The 19073-nt window shown below is 59.0% G+C and carries 19 protein-coding genes and 1 pseudogene; 11 read left to right on the top strand and 9 right to left on the bottom strand.

Annotated features, from left to right (window positions below):
* Positions 1–23: 23 nt before the first annotated feature.
* A complete protein-coding gene (gene ybeY, locus ACVWZ1_RS08070; RefSeq protein ID WP_414352127.1) occupies positions 24–515 on the top strand; it encodes an rRNA maturation RNase YbeY in 492 nt (163 codons plus the stop codon).
* Entirely contained in the window at positions 499–1056 is a 558-nt protein-coding gene (locus ACVWZ1_RS08065; protein WP_457503076.1) for a diacylglycerol kinase family protein, read from the top strand. The genes ybeY and ACVWZ1_RS08065 overlap by 17 nt, the downstream gene beginning before the upstream one ends.
* A gap of 24 nt (positions 1057–1080) precedes the next feature.
* On the opposite strand, the gene thrB is transcribed toward ACVWZ1_RS08065, so the two are convergent.
* A complete protein-coding gene (thrB, locus tag ACVWZ1_RS08060; RefSeq protein ID WP_011433497.1) occupies positions 1081–2007 on the bottom strand; it encodes a homoserine kinase in 927 nt (308 codons plus the stop codon).
* Between the two features lie 315 nt (positions 2008–2322).
* Here thrB and ACVWZ1_RS08055 point away from each other — a divergent pair, with 315 nt between their 5' ends.
* The gene (locus ACVWZ1_RS08055; RefSeq protein ID WP_457503075.1) at positions 2323–3558 is read left to right on the top strand and encodes an anion transporter; all 1236 of its coding nucleotides are present in this window, start codon (positions 2323–2325) and stop codon (positions 3556–3558) included.
* A gap of 84 nt (positions 3559–3642) precedes the next feature.
* Positions 3643–4371, top strand: a complete 729-nt coding sequence (locus ACVWZ1_RS08050) for an SDR family oxidoreductase (RefSeq protein ID WP_457503074.1) — start codon at positions 3643–3645, stop codon at positions 4369–4371.
* 295 nt (positions 4372–4666) lie between these two features.
* Here the strand turns inward: ACVWZ1_RS08050 and pheT are convergent, their stop codons facing one another.
* Entirely contained in the window at positions 4667–7144 is a 2478-nt protein-coding gene (gene pheT, locus ACVWZ1_RS08045; protein ID WP_457503091.1) for a phenylalanine--tRNA ligase subunit beta, read from the bottom strand.
* Positions 7145–7335: 191 nt separating this feature from the next.
* On the opposite strand from pheT, the gene ACVWZ1_RS08040 reads away from it, so the two are divergent.
* The 3 genes from ACVWZ1_RS08040 (at position 7336) to ACVWZ1_RS08030 (ending at position 9911) form a co-directional block, all read left to right on the top strand.
* Positions 7336–7872, top strand: coding sequence for a thioredoxin domain-containing protein (locus ACVWZ1_RS08040; RefSeq protein ID WP_457503073.1), 537 nt, complete (start codon positions 7336–7338; stop codon positions 7870–7872).
* A gap of 105 nt (positions 7873–7977) precedes the next feature.
* A complete protein-coding gene (locus tag ACVWZ1_RS08035) occupies positions 7978–8904 on the top strand; it encodes a fatty acid desaturase family protein (protein WP_414399867.1) in 927 nt (308 codons plus the stop codon).
* Positions 8901–9911, top strand: a complete 1011-nt coding sequence (locus tag ACVWZ1_RS08030; protein WP_457503072.1) for an alpha/beta fold hydrolase — start codon at positions 8901–8903, stop codon at positions 9909–9911. Before ACVWZ1_RS08035 ends, ACVWZ1_RS08030 begins: the two co-directional genes overlap by 4 nt.
* A gap of 17 nt (positions 9912–9928) precedes the next feature.
* On the opposite strand, the gene aroQ is transcribed toward ACVWZ1_RS08030, so the two are convergent.
* The 4 genes from aroQ to ACVWZ1_RS08010 all read right to left on the bottom strand — a co-directional run bounded on the left by aroQ (position 9929) and on the right by ACVWZ1_RS08010 (position 13180).
* Entirely contained in the window at positions 9929–10426 is a 498-nt protein-coding gene (gene aroQ, locus ACVWZ1_RS08025) for a type II 3-dehydroquinate dehydratase (protein WP_414344089.1), read from the bottom strand.
* On the bottom strand, positions 10404–10535 hold the full coding sequence (locus tag ACVWZ1_RS08020) for a hypothetical protein (RefSeq protein WP_011434447.1): 132 nt from the start codon (positions 10533–10535) through the stop codon (positions 10404–10406). The genes aroQ and ACVWZ1_RS08020 overlap by 23 nt, the downstream gene beginning before the upstream one ends.
* A gap of 169 nt (positions 10536–10704) precedes the next feature.
* A complete protein-coding gene (locus tag ACVWZ1_RS08015) occupies positions 10705–12654 on the bottom strand; it encodes an acetate--CoA ligase family protein (RefSeq protein WP_457503071.1) in 1950 nt (649 codons plus the stop codon).
* A gap of 376 nt (positions 12655–13030) precedes the next feature.
* Complete coding sequence (locus ACVWZ1_RS08010) at positions 13031–13180, bottom strand: hypothetical protein (protein WP_011429585.1); 150 nt, start codon at positions 13178–13180, stop codon at positions 13031–13033.
* A gap of 135 nt (positions 13181–13315) precedes the next feature.
* Here ACVWZ1_RS08010 and ACVWZ1_RS08005 point away from each other — a divergent pair, with 135 nt between their 5' ends.
* A complete protein-coding gene (locus ACVWZ1_RS08005) occupies positions 13316–14539 on the top strand; it encodes an Era-like GTP-binding protein (RefSeq protein ID WP_457466862.1) in 1224 nt (407 codons plus the stop codon).
* Here ACVWZ1_RS08005 and lipA read toward each other — a convergent pair.
* From lipA to ACVWZ1_RS07990, 3 genes are all read right to left on the bottom strand, one after another.
* A complete protein-coding gene (gene lipA, locus ACVWZ1_RS08000) occupies positions 14536–15390 on the bottom strand; it encodes a lipoyl synthase (protein ID WP_414355503.1) in 855 nt (284 codons plus the stop codon). The two genes, ACVWZ1_RS08005 and lipA, sit on opposite strands and share 4 nt — an antisense overlap.
* A 207-nt stretch (positions 15391–15597) precedes the next feature.
* Complete coding sequence (locus ACVWZ1_RS07995) at positions 15598–16095, bottom strand: DUF4079 domain-containing protein (protein WP_414355504.1); 498 nt, start codon at positions 16093–16095, stop codon at positions 15598–15600.
* Positions 16096–16141: 46 nt separating this feature from the next.
* Positions 16142–17155, bottom strand: a complete 1014-nt coding sequence (locus ACVWZ1_RS07990; RefSeq protein WP_457503070.1) for a phosphotransferase enzyme family protein — start codon at positions 17153–17155, stop codon at positions 16142–16144.
* Between the two features lie 360 nt (positions 17156–17515).
* On the opposite strand from ACVWZ1_RS07990, the gene remA reads away from it, so the two are divergent.
* The 3 genes and pseudogenes from remA to ACVWZ1_RS07975 all read left to right on the top strand — a co-directional run.
* Complete coding sequence (remA, locus tag ACVWZ1_RS07985; RefSeq protein ID WP_414342982.1) at positions 17516–17785, top strand: extracellular matrix/biofilm regulator RemA; 270 nt, start codon at positions 17516–17518, stop codon at positions 17783–17785.
* A gap of 100 nt (positions 17786–17885) precedes the next feature.
* The gene (gmk, locus tag ACVWZ1_RS07980) at positions 17886–18533 is read left to right on the top strand and encodes a guanylate kinase (RefSeq protein ID WP_457384671.1); all 648 of its coding nucleotides are present in this window, start codon (positions 17886–17888) and stop codon (positions 18531–18533) included.
* Between the two features lie 209 nt (positions 18534–18742).
* Positions 18743–19073, top strand: a pseudogene (locus ACVWZ1_RS07975) (RNA-guided endonuclease TnpB family protein); the annotation flags it as partial.

The raw sequence follows: 19073 nt of genomic DNA, 5'->3' as shown, positions 1-19073 counted from the left end.
GGCGTGGTGTGAGTGAGGCCCGCATGGATGGATTTTTAGATCTCTATCTGCAATTCAACATCCCCAGCCCGGTTGAAGAAGCCACTTGGCGTCATTGGTTCGAGATCTGGCTGAAAGAGCTGGGAGTACAGGAGCCATGCGAGCTCAGCCTTTGCCTCACTTCCGATGAACACATCCGCCAGCTCAACCGCGAGTTTCGCCATCTCGACGAGCCCACCGATGTGTTGGCCTTTGCCGCGCAGGAGATGTTTGCCCCCTTTGAGATCCAAGACGTAACGGGGGTACGCCTGCTGGGGGATATTGTGATTTCGGTGCCCACCGCCCGCGCACAAGCCAAGGCGCAGGGGCATCGTCTTTCGCAAGAGTTGGCCTGGTTGGCCAGCCACGGGTTGCTCCATCTGCTGGGGTGGGATCACCCGGATGAACTGTCCCTGCAGCGCATGTTGCAGCAACAGCGACAGTTGCTCGCAGCCATCCAACTGGATGGGGAGGTGGCCCATGGCCAACAGCCCTAGTCGGTTGCCGGAGCGTTCTCGCCTGGCGGTGTTCCGGCGGCGCGTCCATTCCGGGCCCATCGGTGTAGACCCAGCGCCTATCTCTGAGGCCGATCCCGCAGCAACTGCCGAGCCTTCGGGGATGGATCCCTGGCGACGCCCCCCCTCTTGGCAAGTGGCTGACAACTTGGGCAAAAGTTTCTACTACGCGGGCAAGGGCTTGGTCTATGCCATCCGCACCCAGCGCAACTTGCGCATTCACATGGTGATGGCGGTGATGGCCTTTGGCCTTGGGCTGGGCCTACAGCTGAGCGCCCTGGAAATGGCCGTGATTAGCCTAACCAGCGGTTTGGTGATGGCGCTGGAGCTGGTGAATACCGCTCTGGAAGCAGTGGTGGATCTCACCCTGGGCAGCAAGTACCATCTCCTGGCCGAGATCGCCAAAGATTGCGCGGCAGCAGCCGTGTTGATGGCGGCAGCGGCATCCTTGATGGTGGCGGCTTGGCTATTTCTTCCGCCTTTGGTGTTGCTGCTGCAAGACGGCTTCCCGGCAGCAGGGTAGCTCCCCGATTGGAGAGGGAGTTTCCTATCCAGACGGCTGGGAGTGGATCACCACCCGTCCTCCCTGCCGGTCCAGGTTGAGCAGTTTGGCCTCCGCTTCAATATCCAACTGCGCCCAAGCGCTGACCATCGCGGATCCCACCCGTTCCCGATTCTCGGGAGCACAGAGGGCCAAAAGGGTAGGCCCGGCTCCGCTGATCACCACTCCATAGGCTCCGGCAGCCATGGCTGCAGCTTGAACCGTTTTGAACCCGGTGATCAGCTCCATACGCGCCGGCTGGTGCAGCCGATCCTGCAGGGCCACCTTCAGCCAGTCCACCCGCCCCGACTGCAGGCTGCGGATGAGTAGGCCCAGATGGCTGCTGGAAAAAACTGCATCCGCCAAGCTGACGGATTTGGGCAGGATCTCGCGGGCCGCTTGGGTGGAAAGCTTAAAGTTGGGCACCACAGCCAGGATGCCAATGCTCTCATGCCACTCCACCGGACAGAACACCCACTGCCCCTGCTGTCCCTGCACACAAAGCTGACAACTGCCCTGCAAGGCGGGCACCACATTGTCTGGATGGCCTTCTAGGGCAATGGCCAGTTGTAGGAGGGTTTCGGGAGCTAAGTTAAGCGCCCCAATGGCATTGGCCCCCAGCAAGCCGCCGACAATGGCGGTAGCAGAACTGCCCAACCCCCGCGCCAGCGGCACGTTGAGGGTGATTTCGATTTCTACCCCCGGCACAGGCTTACTCAGCAGCTCAAAGGCGCGGCAAAAAGCCCGGTACACCAGGTTGTCCTTGCTCTGGCTAATGTGGTCGCTGCCGCGGTAGTGGATGCTGAGGCCAGAAGGGATCTCGCGAAAATAGAAGTGATTGTAGAGCTCTAGGGCTGCACCGATGCAGTCGAACCCTGGCCCCAAATTGGCGGTGGTGGCCGGGACGATCACCTCTACGCGTTCTTTGACCAAGGGGACAACTCCTCAGTGAACGGCGGGTAACTCAATGTTTGCGGGTTAGTGCCTACGGGCTCCCATTATCCTACGAACGATGGCCGAACCTTGGATATTCTCCCCACCTCTGCTCAGCCTGCAGCTTGCCGAGGCGAACGCGCTGATCCAGCGGAGCTTTTGGACTATCCCGAAAGGTTTCTGACCATGATTGGTTCTTGTGACTTATTTGTGACTTCATTGAGTATCGGGAATGTTGGGCCTGTTTCAACTCCAGCCTTTGCCATTGGCTGAACCCATCAGGGATCCTGAAAGAAGTGCGGGAGGGATCGGGGGGTGCAGGGGCTGTCTTGGTTGGTGTTGGGTTTGAGCTATGTCGGGCTGGGACTGGGATCCCTGCCCAGGCTGCGTATGAACCGGGCCACCATCGCCCTGGTGGGATCCGCCCTGTTGATTGGCTTGGGGGCCTTGTCGCTACGGCAGGCTTGGGAAGCCATTGACCCAACCACGATTGTGTTTCTCCTGAGCATGATGGTGGTGAACGCCAGCTTGTCTTATGGGGGGGCTTTTCAGTTGGCTTTGCTGGGCTTGATTCGGGTGAGCCGCAGCCCCTTTGGCCTGTTGATCATGCTGGTGTTCGGCAGCGGGCTGCTCTCGGCTTTTTTGCTCAACGACACGCTGGCGCTGGTATTCACCCCCCTAACTTTGCAAGTCACAACGGTGTTGGGGTTAAACCCGATTCCCTATCTGCTGGGCTTGGCGGCAGCCACCAACCTGGGATCCGTCGCCACCCTGAGCGGCAACCCGCAGAATATCCTGATCGGCTCCTTCTCTGGGATCGGCTATCTGGAGTTTGCTGCCCAGATGACCCCCATTGCTGTGGTGGGGCTGCTGCTGGAAGTGGGGTTGCTGTGGCTGTACTACCCTGAGGTGCGCTCGTTGAAACCCTTTGCTCGGGTGCCTTGGCTGCCGCTGCGGCTCTATCCGCCCCTGTTGCGCAAGAGCGTGGTGATTACGGGGGGGCTGTTTGTGGCCTTTGTAGCCGGACTTCCCTTGGCAGAATCGGCCTTGGTGGCGGCAGCCCTGTTGTTGATTACCCGCAGGCTGAAGCCGGAGCGATTTTTGGGGCAGGTGGACTGGAATCTGCTGGTGATGTTTTCCGGGCTGTTCATCCTAACGCGGGCAACGCGAGAGCTGGTCACTGTTTGGGGGATGGGCTTGGGATCCTTGGCAGAGAGTCTGGCGGGATCCCCTCTTGCCCTGCTGAGCAGTGTGGCCGTTTTGTCCAACATCATCTCCAATGTGCCGGCGGTGCTGTTGCTGCAATCGTTGCTCCCTCGGCAGGAGACTACCGCTTGGTTGTTGCTGGCTGCCGGCTCCACTTTGGCGGGCAATTTGACTCTATTTGGGGCGGTGGCCAATCTGATCACGGTTGAGGCAGCGGCCAAAAAAGGCTATGTGCTTTCGTTTGGGGAACATCTGCGCTTTGGCCTGCCCCTCACTCTCCTAACCCTGGGGTTCAGTGGGTTGTGGCTGTACCAGCCTTTCCTGTCTTCTCCACCGCTCAGATGACCTCTGTCGAGGGATCCAGTGGGGCTGTGACTGGCTTGTCGGGATCCCTGTGTATGATGGGAAAGAGAGTTTAAGAAACGTAACGTGTCTTCTCCACTATCGCAGGCGGTCATTCTCATCACAGGGGCAACAGGGGGTATCGGCAGTGCCCTTGTGCCCATGCTGGCTCAGGCTGGATCCCATCTGGTCTTGGCCGCTCGGCGAGAGGAGCCTCTGCGAACTCTGGTGGAGAAATCAGCCTCTTTGGGGGCTGCCTCTGGAGTGGGGATCCCTACCGATGTGACGGACTATGCCCAGGTAGAGGCCCTGGTCAACCAAACGGTGCAAACGCATGGGCGCATTGACGTGCTGATTAACCTGGCCGGGGCCGGGATCCTGAAGCCTGCTCCCCAGCTAACCCCCGCAGACCTGGAGCGGATGATAGCGGTCAACCTGAAGGGCAGCTTCTACACCAGCCAACTGGCTGCCAACCCCATGCGGGAGCAAAAATCCGGCCACATCCTCAATTTCCCCGGCGTCCTTGGACGTTATCCCATGGCGATGGCCTCTGCTTACTGTGCGGCCAAGTTTGGGGTGGTCGGGTTTAGCAAGTGCATGGCCGATGAGCTGAAGCGCTTTGGAGTCAGATTTACGCTGTTTTACTTCGGGGGCATCGACTCACCCTTCTGGGATCCCATCAGCCTGAAGGTGCAACGAGACAAGATGCTCAGCCCTGCCACGGCTGCGGAAGCCATCTGCTTTGCCCTTACAGCGCCCGCTGGTGCTGTACCGAGCGAGATAGTGTTGCAGCCGGAAAGCCACCAATTCCTTTGACCAAGTGTTTTGCCGTCCTTTTGCTGGGGTTGAGGCGGCAGCAGCTTGTCTTTTGGTGAAACAAGCGCTCGAGTTTCTCTCTTGGGCTCCCCCCGTCTCAATCTTGCTCTCTGCAGCCCAAAGCGCCAGCGGGGATCCTCATTTCTCGACGGCAACGTTGGATCAGATCTCCCGACACCCCCACCAACCGTCCTAGCCATTCGTCCGGCACAGAAGCAAGCAACGCCGGGCCAAACTGCTGATGAAGATGCTGCCAGAGAAGCGCAGCCCGCCGCGGCTGGGGTAAAGTGGTCGGCTAGCTGCGCAAGGTAACCGGAAATTGTGTTGTCAACTGCACCCTCACCTGGTTTTGCAGAGCTTCTACCTCCGCATCCGTGAGGGTGCGATCGGGAGCACGGTACACCAGGCGGAAGGCAAGGCTGCGCTGCCCTGCAGGTACGCCTTGACCACGGTACTCGTCGAAAAGCTGCACCGATTGGAGAAGTGCTCCGCCCGCTTGACGGATAACCTTCTCGATCTCGCCAACGGAGAGGTCGAGCGGCGCAAAGAAGGCGATATCCCGATCGGCAGCGGGAAAAGGCGAAAAGGGGACAAATTGCACAATGCCCCGTCTCTCCAGGCTTTCCAGCAAGGGATCCAACTGCAACTCAAAGCCATACACCTGATCTGGCAGCCCCTTTTCCTGACAGAGGCGGGGGTGCAGTTGCCCGAACAAACCGATGCGGGATCCCTCGAGCCACAGGCCGGCCTGGCGACCGGGGTGCAGCAGCGGCGATTGCTCTTCAGGGGGATCCAGACGAAACTCCGGGCCAAATCCCAGCCGCTCCAGGGCAGAGACCAGCAGTCCCTTGGCCTCGAACCAGTCCATGGGTCGGTTGCGGTGCTGCCAATCGTGGGGATTGGGATCCCCGCCCAAGATACCGCCGATATGCTCAGCTTCCCGGTAAGGGTGGGGGTTGGGGGGAAGGGCATGGGCAAAAACACGACCGATTTCAAAGGCTTGGAGCGGGCCGTTGCCTTGATCCCAGTTGAAGCGGAAGGCCTCCACCAGGCCGGGAAGTAGCGCATTGCGCACGGCTGAATATTCAGGCGAAAGTGGATTGGCAATCCTCACCAAAGATCCATCCTCCTCCGCTGGGCAGAGGGAGATGTGATACACCTCCGTCAGGCCAATGCCCCGCAGCACTTCTCGGATCTGGCGGGTGAATGTTTCCCGCGCCGAAAGGGATCCCACCTGCGGCTCGGTGGGTAGGGTTTCTGAGAAGCGGTCATAGCCGTAGAGACGGGCAAACTCCTCGATGAGGTCGATCTCCCGCTCAATGTCCCGCAGGCGATAGGGGGGAACGACGACCTGCCAAACGCAGCTGGCCACGGTTGCCGTCTCGGTAGCGGGGGAGAGGGCACTCTGGGAATTGGCCCCTTCGCAACGGGAGAGCTGAAAGCCCAAGGCAGATAGGATCTCCTCCACATCCGCCGCCTGCACCTCGTCCCCCAACACATCGATCAGCCGCGACAGCCGCAATTTCAGGGTGCGTTCCAGGGGGGGCCGCCGGTCAAAGGTGGTAAGGCCGGTTACTGCTCCCCCTGCCAGTTCCAGGATCAACTGCACCGCCCGATCTCGGGCCTGATCGAGGGTGGCAAAGTTAACCCCTCGCTCATAGCGAGTCGAAGCCTCGGTACGCAGACCTTGAGACCGGGCCGAGCGCCGCGTCACCGCCGGATCGAATACGGCTGCTTCCAAGAAAATGCGGGTGGTGGTCGAGCTGACTTCGGTTTCTTCCCCTCCCATGACCCCGGCCAGGGCTACCGGTTGGCTGCCGGCCACAATGAGATGGCTATCGGCTTGCAAGGTGCGGGTTTGGCCGTCCAAGGTCTTTAAGGTTTCTCCCGGCTGGGCAAAGCGCACCTCGATGGTGGGTTTCTTCTTGCCCATGACCTGGAGCAGGCGATCCCAGTCGAAGGCGTGCAAGGGCTGGCCCCATTCCAGCAGGATCAGGTTGGTAACATCCACTACGTTGTTGATGGAGCGCATCCCGGCGGCGGCCAGTCGGTGTTTTAGCCAGTCGGGGGAAGGGCCGACTTTCACCCCCTCGATCAACACGCCACTGTAGGCGGGGCAGGCTTTGGCGTCGGCAATGCGCAACTGAAAGTTGGGGATGGGCTTGGTTTGGAGAGGCTGGACGAGGGGCAGGCGCAGCGGGTTGCGGGTGAGGGCAGCCACTTCGCGGGCGATCCCCACCATGCTCAGGGCATCGGCCCGGTTGGCGGTGGAAGTGAGATCCAGCACCACATCGTCCAAGCCTAGAAGGGGGCGCACATCAGAGCCAAGCGGATGAACCTCCAGATCCAAGTCGGGCGGGAATTCGTGGATCCCTTCGGAAGATTTCTCCAGCCCCAGCTCTGCCAGAGAGCAGATCATGCCCTCCGAGATCACCCCCCGCTTGTCGGCTTTGGCAATGGTGAGGGAGAGGGCGGGCAAATGGGTGCCGGGCGTGGCCACTGCTACCAGGATCCCAGGGCGGGCGTTGGCAGCTCCACAGACAATGGTGGCAGGCCGATTGGATCCCAAGTCCACCTGGCAAACCTGCAGCTTGTCGGCGTTGGGGTGAGGCTCGGCAGCCAGGATCCTGCCCAAAACCACCCCATCTGCCCAGGTGCGGCGGTCTTCGATCTCTTCCACTTCAAACCCCGCCAGGGTGAGGGCCTCTCCCAGTTCTTCGGGTGAAAGTTGGAAATCCACCAGTTCTCGCAGCCACTTCAAGGAGATGCGCATCGCTGAGCCATCGGTGCAAACGCCGCACCCATTATCGCTCACCTGGCCCTCTTCTCCAGCCGGGATCCCGGCCCAAGATCGTGGGATGGCATAGACCCGGTTCTGGCCGGAACCGGTGGGACAGGGTGGGATGCTAAAACAGTGAAGGCGAGGGCTGAGGTCAGATCCAGCGCCTAGCAAGGTGAGGAAAGATGAAGGAAGACTGGGCAAAACGGTTGCGCAACGGGTTGATTGCCGCAGTAGCTGTGCTCTTGGCAGCAGGACTGTTTTTGGCTAACCAAGGGCGTCAGGCGGGCAGCAACTTAGAGGCTCTAGCCCAAGAGGCCATACCTTGGGAGCAAGCTCAGGCCAATGGCAAACCTTCTTTGGTGGAGTTTTATGCCGATTGGTGCAGCACCTGTCGTGCCATGGCACCCCTCCTGGCCAGCCTGAAACAGGAATTTGCCGATCAAGTCAACTTTGTCATGCTCAATGTGGATAATCCCAAGTGGCTGCCAGAACTGAGCCGCTACCGGGTGAACGGCATCCCCCATTTTCTGTTTTTGGATCGGCAGGGAGAAGTGCTGGGATCGGCGATTGGCGAACAGCCGCCGCCGATTTTGCGGGCCAATGTGTTGGCTCTGGCAACCGGACAGCCCCTGCAGTTGACCAATGCCGGGCCAGTGTCTGCGCTGGAGCGGAGCGGGCCTATCCTCCCCAATCAGCCGGATCCCCGCAGTCATGGTTAGGAGTTTGGTCCAGGGTTTTGTTGTCTTGGACACAGGCGGAAAGGTCTGGCCTCGGTTTGATATTGGATAACTTCTATCCATTTTCGTAGCTCACAAGAACAGGCTATGGCTGTCGAGACAACACCGATTTTGCCGGATCCGCAACGGTTGATCCCGAGCGAGCGCCTCAGACAACTGAATGTCCGCTCCAATTCAGCCGGGCTCCGGCAGCTTTTGGGACATTTGGCGGTGATGGCGGTGAGTGGCAGCCTGTGGGTGACCCAGAAAGGTGTCAATGGCTGGATTGCCCTGCCGGCGCTGGTGGTTTACGGGGCCAGTTTGGCGACGATGTTTGCTGCTTTGCACGAATGTGTACACCGCACCGCTTTTGCCAGCCCAAAACTGAATGACGGGGTAGCCTGGGTGGCGGGCTTGCTCTCATTTTACAACAGCACTTTTTATCGCCGATACCACAAATGGCACCACCGCTATACCCAGATTCCGGGCAAGGATCCGGAGCTGGAGGATCCCAAACCCCAGAGCTGGCCGGAGTATTTGCTCGAGCTGAGCGGCTTGACTTGGTGGATCGGCAAGGTGAAGACCTACATCCGCATAGCCAGCGGCCAGTTGCAAGGCTATCCCTACATTCCTGAATCGGCCCGCCAAGAGGTCATTCGTTCGGTGCGGTTGCAGCTAGGGGTCTACGGCCTTGGGAGCTTGCTCTCCCTTCTGCTGGGGGATCCCTGGATAGTGTGGCTGTGGCTGTTGCCTTTGGCGGTAGGGCAGCCGATCTTGCGCTTCATTTTGCTGGCAGAGCACACAGGCTGTAGCCAAACCGAGGATCCCTTCTCCAATACCCGTACCACCCTTACCCTTTGGCCAATCCGCTTTTTGATGTGGAATATGCCTTACCATGCTGAGCATCACCTTTACCCCTCCATTCCATTTCATGCTTTGGCCGATGCCCATCAATACCTCAAGCCCCATCTGGCTCATCTAGGGCAGGGGTATGTGCGGGTTCATCGTCAGGTGATTGAACAATTTCAGGCATGACTCACTACACCTGGAGCCTGAACGATTTTCAGCTACAGTGTGGGATCCAACTGCCCCAAATCACGCTCGCCTACGCCACCTACGGGACTCTTTCCCCCCGAAAAGACAACCTGATCCTCTACCCCACCTCCTATGGGGCTCAGCATCCCGACCTGGAGTGGCTGATTCGTCCCGACGGCATCCTCAACCCGCAGCGGTGGTTTATCCTCATTCCCAATATGCTGGGCAATGGCCTTTCCACTTCCCCCAGCAACGATCCAGCCTGTGGCTTGCGGGAAGATGGCTTCTGGTTTAGCCACTGGGACAATGTGCGCCTGCAGGAGAGCCTGATTCGCCAACACTTTGGGATCGAACGCATCCGCCTGATCTACGGCTGGTCGATGGGGGCTCAGCAAGCCTATCACTGGGGATCCCTGTTTCCTGAGCGGGTGGAACGGATCGTAGCCCTCTGTGGCACCGCCAAGACCACAGTTCACAATCGGGTTTTTCTGGAGAGTTTGCGCTCAGCCCTAACTGCCGATCCCGCCTGGAACGGTCGTCGATTTACGGGTGTCCCAGAGCGGGGTCTGCGAGCTTTTGCCCACATCTACGCCAGTTGGGCTGTTTCCCAGCCTTTTTTCAACCAAAAATGCTATGAATCCTTGGGGTATACCTCCCTCGAAGATTATCTAGAGCGAGGTTGGGAGGCCAATTACCGCCGCCGGGATCCCCAGAATCTGCTATCGATGATCGAAACCTGGATTCGCTGCGATATCAGCGACAACCCCATTCACCGGGGAGATTATCGGGCAGCTTTAAGGGCAATCCAGGCCCAAACATTGGTGATGCCCGCCCAGACGGATTTGTATTTCACCCCAGAAGATTGTCGGGCTGAGGCAGAATGGATCCCGAACGCGGTTTACAAGATCATCCCCTCCATTTGGGGGCACCGGGCCGGTAATCCTCATCAAAACCCCAAGGATGAAGCTTTTATTCGCACAGCCGTGCAGGAGTTCCTGGAGAGCTGAGGGCACCTACACAGATCCTACACAGATTGCAGGCGCAGGTGTTGCACCAGAGCCTGTAGCCCCAACAGGTAGCTTTGCGCCCCAAAACCACTGATTTGCCCAATCGCTACGGCGGCGATGTAAGAGTGCTGGCGGAAGGGCTCGCGGCGATGGATGTTGCTTAGGTGTACTTCCACAGTGGGCAATCCTACGGCTGCAATGGCATCCCGAAGGGCGATGCTGGTGTGGGTATAGGCGCCGGGGTTGATCAGAATGCCGACATGCTGCTGGCGGGCGCGGTGAATGGCATCGATGAGCACCCCCTCGTGGTTGGACTGGAGAATCTCCAGCTTCGCCCCTAGCATTTCTGCCTGCCGATGCAGAGCCTGATCGATCTGCTCTAGGGATACTGAGCCGTAGATGCCCACCTCTCGCACCCCCAGCAGGTTGAGGTTGGGGCCATGCAGTACCAAGAGGCTGAGAGGCTCGCCGCCGGGGGCAATGGCAGTCGGATTAACGACGACGATGGGATCCATCTTCTACCGGAATGGGAGCAGGTTGAGGCTGGGGGTTCCCCAGCAGGGTGTCGATCACACGTTCCACCCATTCCCGGATCTTTTCCAGCACCTTTTCTACCCAATCCATCCGATCTGCCTCGCGAGGTTTTACGAAGGGAGTTTATTCGACGGACTTCTATGATAGCGCTTCTTTACCGAGGGGTGTAGAGCTGACTGGCTGGCCGGCCTTTTTCCCCAGCAGGGATCCCTTGTTTTGCCTACCCTTTTACAAGAATCTGAAGAAAATCCAAAACCCCTCAGCCAGACCAGTTCTTCAGCATCTGGCTAATGGTTCTGCAGATGATCCGCAGGGTCATGGAGCGCAGCAGGATCCCCATCTGAAGGTCTGTCCCCGGCAATTCAAATCGCTCCGCCTGGCCCGCCACCGTCAAAGTTAGGGTGGATCCCCGCTGCAGGAAGAGGGCGCCGCCGGGGTTGAGATCCCGTTTCAGGGTTTGCAGCTCTTGATCGGAGGGATCCCGCAGCACCACCAGATCGCTGCCTTCGTAGGCCAAGCCCTCCCGCTCCAGGGTCTCTTCGTCGGCTTCCGCCAAAAGCAGATCCAGTTGGGGATGGCGCAGCAGGGTTTTCACCTGGCGAAAGAGGCTGCCCTGCAGGGGTCTAAAGCTGTGGTTCAGCAGCACACCCTCCCGACAGACGGATCCCACACATGCGTTGGGGCGGTGGGACAAAATATGCTCCACCAAGGTGTGCGCCTCCGCCAAGGTAAGGCGGTTAAAGGTCAAAATCGGGATGCGGGCCGTCTTGGGAAACAGATGGTCGAGGATCGCCCCCGGCACATCCACTCCCGCGCCAATGGCAGGCTTTTGGTGCATGAGCACACCCGGCGCCGCATTGATCTCGATAATCCCCAGGGATCCCTCCTTCCAGGAGCGCTCCAGGCTGGGGGCAATGACATCGATGCCCAAGCACACCAGCGAGAACTGCTGGGCAATGGTTTGGGCCAAAACCACGTTGTCGGGATGGACGGTGGCCGTGACATCGCGGCTCACTCCTCCCGCCGAGAGATTGGATACCTTGCGCAGATAGACCGTCCGCCCCGGTTCCAGCACACTGTCCACTGTCAAGCCTTGCTCTGCCAGAAAGCGCTCCATTGCCTCATCCCATTGGATCGGCCCCAGGGGAGAAGTGGGGGTATCCCAACGGACGGGATCCCGGTTGGCCTGCTCGATGAGCTGCCCGATGGTGCTTTGGCCATCTCCCGTCACTGAGGCGGGGCGTCGTTCCGTGGCCGCCACAAAGCGGCCTCCCACACACAACAGGCGAAAATCGGTGCCCTGCAGATGCTTTTCCAGGATCAGCTGGATGGGCTCCTCAGGGGGAAGGGCTGCCACGGCTACCTCGTAGGCAAAGGCCAGTTCTTCTGGGGTTTGAATGCCTGCTGTTACCCCTATCCCCTTGTGGCCGGCCACCGGCTTGAGCACCACCGGATAGCCGATTTCTTGCGCTTGCTGCAAAGCTTCTGCCAAAGAGGCGACCACCTCTCCCTGGGGCACGGGGAACCCTTGCGCCGCCAGAAAGGCTTTGCAATCGTCTTTGCGGGTGGTGAAGTCAGAGTCGAGATGGCTGTCGCAGTGAAAGGTGGTGGCCACCCCTCGCACCTGGTTGCGACCATAGCCATACTGCATCACCCCTTCATCCCATAGGTAGTAGGTAGGGATCCCGCGTTCGTGAGCAGCCCGCAGGAGGGCATAGACCGTCGGCCCGCCGTACACCGAGTTGCGAAACAATTGCTGCAGGCGGCGCATCTCCCCTTCAACGTCGAAGGGCTCCCCTTGGGCGATGGCTTCCAGCCAATCCCAAGCAAAATAAACCGCGGCACGAGTGGTACGGCCATGCAAGGTCTGCACCGCGATGCGCACATACTCTGGAAACAGGTGACAGCTCCACTTCTGCAAGTGGAGATCCATCTGCAACCGGTTCACCTCCGTCACCAGCCGGGCAAACAAGTGGGCGTAGGAAGGATAAGATCCCTCCTGCAACTGGGGGAAATGGAAGCAGACCTTGGACAGGTAGACATCAATGGGCAGCGGCTGTGGGCACTGGGTAAGGGCAAAGTCGAAGGTGAAAGCGGCTGTATTGAGATAGGGGTTAGGGCCGAGATAATGCTTCAGGTTGAAAATGTCGAAAACATCCGACTCGCGCGCGTTGATGCGGGGCACGCCCGCCGCCTCCTGCAAAACCATAGCCGGCCTCAAGAGAAGGGAAACAACGACCTCAGCGCGGGGAAAACCCAGCTCTCCCGGCTGGGGCCGCTTCCATTATTCCCGATCCGGCCCCCATCCCCGGCGGCTTGCCCTCGCAGCACAAGGGATCCCAGCTAGCCTTTTGCTGGTCAATTAACAGTTGCCTGACAGGCAACTTGGTAACTTGGAAAACCCTTCCCACCCTCTGATCGGGTTGGGGTTATTTCGAGTTGCAGTGCAACTGTTTGCCAATTCTGGGATCCCCTCTCCTCATAATGGGCAAGGGGCTGGGAGTGCTTGCCTGTAGCAGTGCTAGAGGAATGCCTCAGACTTAGACTTGTTCGGAATCACCTAACGATGGGCTTGCCAAGTTGGACTAGCGAAGGGCGCTCAGAAGCACAACATCCATAACCAGCAGCGCCCCAGCAAAGGCCAGCAGGCTGCGCACGATCTGGCGCTCTTGCTTAGAACGATGGGATCCACCCACACGAAGCCATTTCAGAGATTGGGGAAGGCGGTACAGCATAGGAGATTCGGCGGAACCCTAGGGTGATCATGCCCTATTTTGTGGGGTTTGGATTCCCCACGCTGGGGGGGGAGAAACGGCTAGCCCTGAGGGGCAATTCCCTCTAGAGTGAGGGTTAGTCCATTGCCCCTGTCTATGACCACTCCCTTGACCCAAGCCGAAACCGTTTTGCAAAGGTGCTGGGATCATTGGCAATCTCTGGCCAGCCGTCGGGATTTACAACCGGAGTTCAGGGCTCTATCCACTTTGCGCAAGCGCCTCACCGCGCGGCTGTTTTCCATTGCGGTGTTTGGGCTGGTCAACCGTGGCAAGTCGGCCGTCCTGAACGCCCTAACCGGCGAGGAGCGATTGAAGGTGGGCCCCCTCAATGGGGTCACTCAGCAGCCCCAATCCCTGCTGTGGCAGCCGGAGCCAGGGATCCCTTGGCGAGTGAAGCTGGTGGATACTCCGGGTTTGAACGAAGTGGAAGGAGAAGCCCGCGAACAGTTGGCCTGGGACGTGGCCCGCTCGGCAGATTTGATCGTGTTTGTCATCGCCACCGACCTGACCCAGTTGGAATACCAAGCTCTCTCGGAGCTGCGCACCCTGCACAAACCCATCCTGCTGGTGTTGAACAAGTGCGATCTCTACTCCGAAGCGGAGTTGCAGGCCATTTGTGCCCAGATCAGCCGCCACCTAGGCTGGGTATCGCCACAGGAGATTTTGACCGTGGCCGCCTGCCCAAAACCCCTGAAAGTCCGCACCCACTGGCCGGATGGCCGCATTACTTTGGAATGGGAACGGCCTGCACCCCAAATTGAAGCCTTGCGGGGGCGAATTCTGCAGATTTTGCAAACCGAGGCGGGATCCCTCCTGGCTTTGAATGTGTTGAAGCGGCTGGACCGGGTTCAGGCCCAGATTCTGGAAAAACAGTGGCAGCACCATGCCCCCTTTGTGGAGCAATGGGGCAGGATTTTCGCCCTTGGCAAGGGGATGGGGGTGGGCTTAGCTCCGCTGGGGTTGGATTTGCTGTTGGCCCCGCTGCTGGATGGTCTTTGGCTGCTGGGCTTGGAGATCCGGCTGCACCTGCCCCGGAGGGTCTTGTGGAAGGGGCTGTGGCGACCGCTGCTGCTCAATGGGGCTTTGCTGCTGCTAGCAGAAGGAGTAAGTTCCTGGCTGTGGGGAGGCTGGGGCAACGGCCTCTTGCCGGGTCTGGTAGCGGGGATCAGCTTGTACCGCCTGGGATCCCTGGCGCCACAGGTGCTCAGCCGGTTTGCAGCCCGAGCGTTCGGCCTGGAAGCGGGCTTGCGTGCCTTGATTGAACAGGGAAGACCGGCTGTATCAGACCGCACAACCTCCCTGCCAGGTTTTCTCGCCTAGTTCTCAACCATTTCAGCAGCGTGGTAGGAGCTGCGCACCAATGGCCCCGAGCGCACCTGGCGAAACCCCATCCGACGGGCTATCTGGCCCAGCTCGGCAAACTCCTCCGGAGTCCAGTAGCGTTCCACAGGGCGATGCGCCAAAGAAGGCTGCAGGTATTGCCCCAGGGTCAGACGGTCGCATCCCACCGCCAGCAGATCCCGGAAGGTTTCCAGCACTTCTGCGCGGGTCTCCCCATGCCCCAGCATCAGCCCAGACTTGGTGGGTAATCCAGGATTCAGCTCCTTGACCGTTCGCAAAACCCGCAAGGACAGGTCATAGCCGGAGCTGCGCCGTACTGCCTGGGAGAGGCGTCGCACCGTTTCGATGTTGTGGTTGTAGCAAACAGGCTGGGCAGCCACCACACGGGCAATGCACTCGCGATCCCCGCGAAAGTCGGGGGTGAGCACCTCGATCTGGGTGCCGGGGCAGCGCCGCCGAATTGCCTCGATGACCTCCACAAAGCGACCGGATCCCTGGTCGGGCAGATCGTCGCGGGCCACCGAGGTGAGTACCACATAGCTGAGCCCCAGCAGCTCAACCGCCTCGGCCACTTTCTCCGGCTCTGCGGGATCCAACGGTGCGGGCCGTCCACTGGCCACCTGGCAAAAAGAGCAGGCGCGGGTGCAGATCCCTCCCATCAACAGAAATGTAGCGGTTTTTTGGCTGTAGCACTCGGCTCGGTTTGGGCAGCGCCCCTCTTCGCAAATGGTGTGCAGGCCCCGCTGCTTGATCACCTGCTGCACCGCTGAAGTCTCGCTGGCTTTGCCGATGGAACGCTTGACCCAATTGGGAAGAGGGCTAACCGACATGGGAAGAACCATTGCGTTGAAGCTGGGTAGCAGCAGCAAGATAGCGCCCTTCTACAGTCGAAGGATGCAGCGCCTGCTTTGCCATTCTGACATGACGAAGCCCCGAATTTAGAAAAGGGCAGGACTGAGTCTGTGAGCTTCTCGGTTTGCACCCGCGAATCAAAGTCCTCACAGCGCTCAGCCCTGTTCAGTGGGTTTTCAGGGAGGCTAGGCCACCTGGGGAGGTGTGGTCAGCATTTGGTCGACGATGCGCTGCACAATCTGGAAGCCGGTCACCGCCTGCCAACCCAAGATCGCCAGGATCACCACGTTCAATAGAATATGCACGTTGCGCGCCCAGACTTTTTGCCCGTCTTTCATCAGCGGTGCCAGAGCCGCAGAGCTGGCCACCAAGGCCACAATGCCCAACCCGGCCAGCAAGTGAGGCCCAACAAACAGCTTGCCGTTGTTCAGGTAGGTAACCCCCATGCCGCCCAGGGCTCCGAACACCATCAACAACAAGAACAGGGATCCGGCAAGGAAATGCCGCTGACCAAACTTCCCTTTGATCAGCTCCTTGCGTTCTTCTGCCGAGGCAGTGCGCACCCGTCGCGCTTGCAGACCCAGGTAAAGGGCATACAAGGCCAGCGCAAACGCCAAAATCATCAGCACAGGATGAAAGAAGGGCAAGGCCAGCTCTAGCCAGCGGGGAAGTTGAATGCTCATAGAGACCGCGGGAAGAAAGAGGAAGATGCCCCTAAATTAACATAAGTTAATCTCTCTTTTGCGGCTCATGAGACCAAAGGGCGCGCATGGACTCCAACAGTTGAGGCACCCTCTGGGTGAGGTCTTGATATAGGCAAATTTGCTGTTGGCAGCGGGCCAGGTTATGGGCCTTGCGGCTGGGGTAGCGTTGGGGATCCCAATTCCAGTAAGCGTCTTCAAACCAATCCTGCAAAAAGCGCATCCCCAATTCCAGGGTAATCAGTTGGATCCCTTGGAGAAGGAGTTCCGGTTGTAGGGCGTGCAAGTTCCCGGTTTGGGCATAGCCCCGCAACCCGGCCAGGATCGCCTCTGGCTGAAGGGTATTTCCTCGTTTGCCCCAGGAGCGCAGGGCATCCCCCAATTCAACATAGAGATTGTGATACATAAAGGTGTCCAGATCCACCAGGCCCACAAATTGCCCCTGCTCATCGAACAAAAAGTTGTTGAACTTGAGATCGGCATGGATGATTTGAGTTGGGATCCCCGAGGGCAGCAGAAGATTGGGCACAGTTTCGATTAAAAACTGCCATTCTGCCTGCACTTCTGGGGCCGGCTCATACTGGCGTAGCTGTTGCCAAAGGTGAGCCGTATCGTGAAAATGCGGGATCTGGAAGCGAAAACGATAGTCCATCTGGGCCAAGAGTCGATGCAGGTGTCCAACGGCTGCCCCCGCCTCTTCCAGATAGCCCCAATTGGGAGGGGCTGAGTGACAGGATCCCGGCAGACAATCCATGACCCGCCACAGTCCTTCTGCCCAGGCCAAGTGCAGGGATCCATCGCGAGCGCGACGGAATTGGGGGACGGGGAAGCCGTGTTGTCTCAACCATTGGCCGATGGCTTGACCATCTTCGGTGACAGCAGGATCAAATCGGGGATGAAGGCGCTGGGCGATGAAGGATCCCTCAGAGGTGATGAGTTTCCAGGTTTGGTGAATGAGGCCCACTCGGATGGCTTCGGGTGGCTTTGGATCCCCCAGTTGAAAGTGTTGGACAAGGGGATCCAGCCAAGTCAGGTCAAGCATAGGCGAGGAACCATTCAAGCTTGGGGTGCTGGGTCGATCTTTACTGTTTTCCGAGCCCACTCAAACTGCCTATCACACTTACCGCCTTTGAGGCTTAAAGTTCTCTTAAAGTTCTGTTGAAGTTGCTTGGCGTTGGCGATTTTACCATCCTCGATAAACAGGGCAGGCTGTTTGGGAGGGTGCAGCTTTTTATGGGACCACAGCCTTTTTGCGGCTCACCCGAACGGGACTTGTCGCCGAAACCCACTGCCCCATTGGCCGAGAACTCAGGTGTCGTTGTGGCAAACCCGCGAAAGAGCCCCATTTGCTACCTTAATGAAGGTCGCTGGCCGGACAGCCGTTAGGTTCGCTCATCACCCCATGGATACCCGCCTAATCAACATTGGCTTTGGCAACATCGTCGCCGCTGGGCGTGTGGTCGCCATTGTCAGTCCCGAGTCAGCTCCCATCAAACGCATCATCAGCGATGCCCGCGAGAGGGGCCAGTTGGTGGATGCTACCTATGGTCGTCGTACCCGCGCTGTCATTATCACCGATTCCGGGCACGTCATCCTCTCCGCCATCCAACCCGAAACCGTTGCCAACCGCTTCCTGACGGCCAAGCCCGGTTTGTCAGAGGAGACCGAGTGAAAGCCCATCGCTGTAAGCCGTTTGAGAAACCAGAAGTGAGATATCCTAAAACAAACCCAAACAAGTCAATTGCCCAGCCGTCTTGCGTCGGTCTCTGTCTATGCCAACCTCTCCTACCCCGGTTTCCTCTGAGTGTACGCAGCAGCAGGGATCCCTTCCGGCTCCCACCCCGCGCGGTCGCTTGGTGGTTTTGACAGGGCCCAGTGGAGTGGGCAAAGGTACGTTGGTCAGCCAGTTGCGCCAGCGCCACCCCGAGTTGTATCTCTCGGTTTCGGTCACCACCCGCCCCCCCCGCCCCAGCGAACAGGAAGGCGTCAACTACTACTTTCGCAGTCGGGAGGAATTTCTCAACTTGATTGAAGCCAACGAGCTGTTGGAATGGGCACAGTATGCGGGCAACTTTTACGGCACTCCCCGCGAGATCGTGTTCCAAAAACTCAATCAGGGTCAGGATGTGCTGCTGGAAATTGAGCTGGCGGGGGCCCGTCAGGTGAGGCAACAGTACCCAGATGCCATTCGCATCTTTCTCTGTCCCCCTTCTCTGGAAGAGCTGGAACGTCGCATCCGCGAGCGCGGACAAGACTCAGAGGCCAGCATCGAGCGCCGCCTGGAACAGGCCCGCAAGGAATTGGATGCCCAAGACGAATTTGACTACGTGATTGTCAACGACAACCTGGAGCAGGCGCTGCAGGAGCTGGAAGCCCTGCTCTATCCCCCCTCTCCCTCTTCAAAGGAGCAGCAGCCCTAGCTTCTACAGCCCCTTCCCGGAACGCTGGTGTCGGTGGTGCAGTGGCTCCAGATTGGGCCTAGGGTTAACTTTCGGTTAAGAAAAAAGCTGCTGGGGAGGGTAGTTTGGCTTTACCAAAAAACTGGGTCTAAAGCCCCGCCCTAAGGCCTACGGCCCGCTGACGCGACCAGGGCGGCTTTTATCTTGCTAACCTGCGCTAGAGTGGGCCCATGCGCGTCCTCGAAGCCAAGCTCCTCAACGGCACAGCCCAGCAGTACCAAGCCCTGGATGAGGCCATTCGGACTGCCCAGTTCGTGCGCAACAAGTGCCTGCGCCACTGGATGGATCATCAGGGGGTGAACAGGGCCACGTTGTACTCCCTCTGCAAAGACTTGGCCAGAGAGTTCCCCTTCGCTCAGAAGCTCAACTCTCAAGCCCGACAAGCCAGTGCCGAGCGAGCTTGGTCTGCTATTTCCAACTTTTACCGCCGCTGCCAGAACCAGGCAGCCCAAAAAGGCTATCCCCAGTTCCAGAAACACTGTCGCTCCGTGGAGTACAAAG

It is taken from the genome of Thermostichus sp. MS-CIW-25 (assembly GCF_054060015.1).
The sequence above is the reverse complement of the archived record's forward strand: the minus strand, read 5'-3'. Positions and strand labels throughout refer to the sequence as shown.